Raw genomic sequence first — 3,032 nt, 5'->3', positions numbered from 1 at the left:
TGAAGCTCAGCAGACTGACGTCATGCAGCCACCTTTGAAGCCCCCCCCATCCCGTCTAAAATACCCCCCTCCCCCCCACCAACAACCAAACCCCAAAAATGCGTCTCCTCCACACCATGCTCCGCGTCGGCGACCTCCAGCGCTCGATCGACTTCTACACCCGCATCCTCGGCATGCAACTGCTGCGCCAGAGCGACAACCCCGAATACAAGTACCGCCTGGCCTTCGTCGGCTATGGCCCGGAATCCGAGACGGCCGTGCTGGAGCTGACCTACAACTACGGCGTCGACAAGTACGAGATGGGCACCGCCTACGGCCACGTCGCGCTGGAGACCGACGACGCCGCGGCGGCCTGCGAGCGTATCCGCGCGGCTGGCGGCAAGGTCACGCGCGAGGCGGGCCCGGTCAAGGGCGGCACTACCGTGATCGCCTTCGTGGAGGACCCGGACGGCTACAAGATCGAGCTGATCGAGCGCCACTCCACGCGCGACGCGGCGCGTCCTTGAGGTGGGCGCGCCGGCGCTGAGCCGCCGTCCGCTGGACGGCACCGCGATCGGCCTGATGGTGCTGCTGTGCCTGGTCTGGGGCCTGCAGCAGGTGGTGATCAAGATGACCGCGCCGCTGATGGGCGCGGTGCTGCAGGCGGGCGTGCGCTCGGCGGTGGCGGCGCTGCTGGTGCTGGCCGGCATCGTGCTGGTGAACCGGCGCGCCTGAAGCGGCGCGGCGCGCCTTCCCGAAAAACTCAGAAGCGGAACGTGCCCAACGCGTCGCGCACTTCGTCGAGCGTGCGCTGGGTGATGCCGCGCGCCTGCTCGGTGCCGTGGCGCAGGATGTCGAACACGTGCTGCGGGTCCTTGGCGAGCGCTTCGCGGCGCTCGCGGATCGGCGCCAGCAGCGCCTGCAGCACGCCTTCGAGCCGGCGCTTGAGCACCATGTCGCCGAGGCCGCCGCGGCGGTAGTGCGCCTTCAGTTCCGCCACTTCGTCGGCGGCCTCGTCGAACGCATCGAGGTAGGTGAACACCACGTTGCCTTCCACCTGGCCCGGATCGGACACCTTGAGGTGGTTGGGATCGGTGTACATGCGCATGACCGCTTCCTTGATCTGCTCGGGCGTGGCCGCGAGCGGGATCGCGTTGCCCTGCGACTTGCTCATCTTGGCCTTGCCGTCGACGCCGGGCAGGCGGCCGAAGCGCGGGATCAGCGCGGCGGCCTCGGGCAGCACGTCGCGCCCGACCTGGTGGTTGATGCGGCGCACGATCTCGTTGGTCTGCTCGATCAGCGGCGCCTGGTCCTCGCCCACCGGCACCACCTCGGCCTTGAAGCCGGTGATGTCGGCGGCCTGCGCGGCCGGGTAGCACAGGAAGCCGGCCGGGATGTCGCGGCCGAAGCCGCGTGCCTGGATCTCTTCCTTGATGGTCGGGTTGCGCTCAAGGCGGGCCACCGTGACGAAGTTCAGGTACAGCAGCGTCAGCTCGGCCAGCGCGGGCAGGTAGGACTGCACCGTGATGGTGGTCTTGGCCGGATCGATGCCGACCGCCAGGTAGTCGAGCGCCACCTCCAGCACGTTGCGCCGCACCTTGTCGGGATCGTGCGCGTTGTCGGTCATGGCCTGGGTGTCGGCCAGCAGCAGGTATTGCTGGTGGGAATCCTGCAGCGCCACGCGGCTCTTGAGCGAGCCGACGTAGTGGCCGAGGTGGAGCTGGCCGGTGGGACGGTCGCCGGTGAGGATGACCTTGCGCCGGGGCGCCTGCGTTTCGCTAGTCATGGCATTTCCTTGGGAGGGGTGGCGCCGCGCAGCGGTCCGGCGGGGCGATGCGCCTGCCGGGCGGGCTGCGGCGGCTGAAGTCGGGATCGGTGGATCTGTCGGTGAATGTCCGGTCGATGACGGCACGCCGCTCGCTTCAGCGGCGGCGCCAGCGATGGACGCGGAGCATACGGGTCGGCATGGCGCGCATCATCGCAGCGGCCTCACGCGGCGGGCAGTTCGAGCTGGCGCGCCAGCCCGACGTAGTCGGCCACCGGCACTTCCTCGGCGCGCCGGCTCAGGTCGAAGCCCAGCGCGTCGAAGTCGACCTGGTCGCGCAGCATCGACAGCGTGTTGCGCAGCACCTTGCGCCGCTGCGAGAACGCCGCGGCGACCACGTCGCCAAGCACGGTCAGGTCGCAGGCCGGATACGGCGAGCGCAACTGGCCGTCGGCCTGGCGCGGCCACGGGATCATGCGCACCACGGCGGAGTCGACCTTGGGCGGCGGGTTGAACGAGGCCGGCGGCACGTCCAGCACGTGCTCCATGTGGTAGCGCACCTGCAGCATGATCGACAGCCGGCCGAAGGCCTTGCTGCCGGGCTCGGCCACCATGCGCTCCACCACTTCCTTCTGCAGCATGAAATGCTGGTCGCGCACGAGGTCGGCGAAGGCGGCGAGGTGGAACAGCAGCGGGCTGGAGATGTTGTACGGCAGGTTGCCGACGATGCGCAGCGGCTTGCCGGCCTCGTGCAGCTTGCCGAAGTCGAAGGCCAGCGCGTCGCCGGCATGGACGGTCAGGCGCTCGCCGTAGCGGCGGCGCAGGCGCTCGACCAGGTCGCGGTCCAGCTCCACCACCTGCATCCGCGGCAGGCGCTCGAGCAGCGGCTGGGTCAGCGCGCCGAGGCCCGGGCCGATCTCGACCAGGGTGTCGCCCGGCTGCGGGTCGATGGCGCTGACGATGCCGTGGATGATGCCGTCATCGACCAGGAAGTTCTGCCCGAATCGTTTGCGGGCCACGTGGCCCTGATGTACGTTGGAACGCATAGCTCTCTCGTCGGCTCTCGCCGGGCCTCAGCGGGTTGCCGCCGGCACGGCGCGCGGGCGGCCGCCGGCGTGTCCGGCCATGACGATGGCATTGCGGATCGCCTCGATCATGCTGCCGTGCTCGGCGCGGCCGCTGCCGGCCAGGTCGAGCGCCGTGCCGTGGTCGACCGACGTGCGGATGAAGGGCAGGCCCAGCGTGATGTTGACGCCGTGCCCGAAGGTGCCGTACTTGAGCGGCGCGA

At 69.7% G+C, this 3,032-nt stretch carries 4 protein-coding genes and 1 pseudogene; 2 read left to right on the top strand and 3 right to left on the bottom strand.

The annotated features are described in order from the left end of the window. Positions 1-98 precede the first annotated feature (98 nt). Both gloA and K206_RS0132375 read left to right on the top strand, forming a co-directional pair. Positions 99-506 carry a lactoylglutathione lyase gene (gene gloA / locus K206_RS0132380; RefSeq protein WP_029044337.1) on the top strand — a complete coding sequence of 136 codons (408 nt, stop codon included), beginning with the start codon at positions 99-101 and terminating at the stop codon, positions 504-506. 55 nt (positions 507-561) lie between these two features. After that, positions 562-684: pseudogene (locus tag K206_RS0132375) on the top strand (EamA/RhaT family transporter); the annotation flags it as partial. A gap of 58 nt (positions 685-742) precedes the next feature. Here K206_RS0132375 and trpS read toward each other — a convergent pair. The 3 genes from trpS to K206_RS39940 all read right to left on the bottom strand — a co-directional run. Then, the gene (gene trpS / locus K206_RS0132370) at positions 743-1,765 is read right to left on the bottom strand and encodes a tryptophan--tRNA ligase (RefSeq protein WP_020206454.1); all 1,023 of its coding nucleotides are present in this window, start codon (positions 1,763-1,765) and stop codon (positions 743-745) included. Between the two features lie 203 nt (positions 1,766-1,968). Continuing rightward, positions 1,969-2,790 (bottom strand): 16S rRNA (adenine(1518)-N(6)/adenine(1519)-N(6))-dimethyltransferase RsmA, encoded by an 822-nt coding sequence (gene rsmA / locus K206_RS0132365; protein WP_020206453.1) that lies wholly within the window; start codon positions 2,788-2,790, stop codon positions 1,969-1,971. 27 nt (positions 2,791-2,817) lie between these two features. After that, positions 2,818-3,032: 4-hydroxythreonine-4-phosphate dehydrogenase PdxA (locus tag K206_RS39940; RefSeq protein WP_043367568.1), on the bottom strand; the 215-nt coding region annotated here is incomplete at its 5' end.

This window comes from Cupriavidus sp. WS, from assembly GCF_000395345.1.
Classification (GTDB): Bacteria; Pseudomonadota; Gammaproteobacteria; order Burkholderiales; family Burkholderiaceae; genus Cupriavidus; species Cupriavidus basilensis_B.
This window is presented reverse-complemented; position numbering and strand designations above follow the sequence as displayed.

What these genes read in the sequence shown, in the direction of transcription:
- gloA (WP_029044337.1), top strand. Translation starts at nt 99, where the DNA reads ATGCGTCTCCTCCACACCATGCTCCGCGTCGGCGACCTCCAGCGCTCG.
- trpS (WP_020206454.1), bottom strand. Translation starts at nt 1,765, where the DNA reads ATGACTAGCGAAACGCAGGCGCCCCGGCGCAAGGTCATCCTCACCGGC.
- rsmA (WP_020206453.1), bottom strand. Translation starts at nt 2,790, where the DNA reads ATGCGTTCCAACGTACATCAGGGCCACGTGGCCCGCAAACGATTCGGG.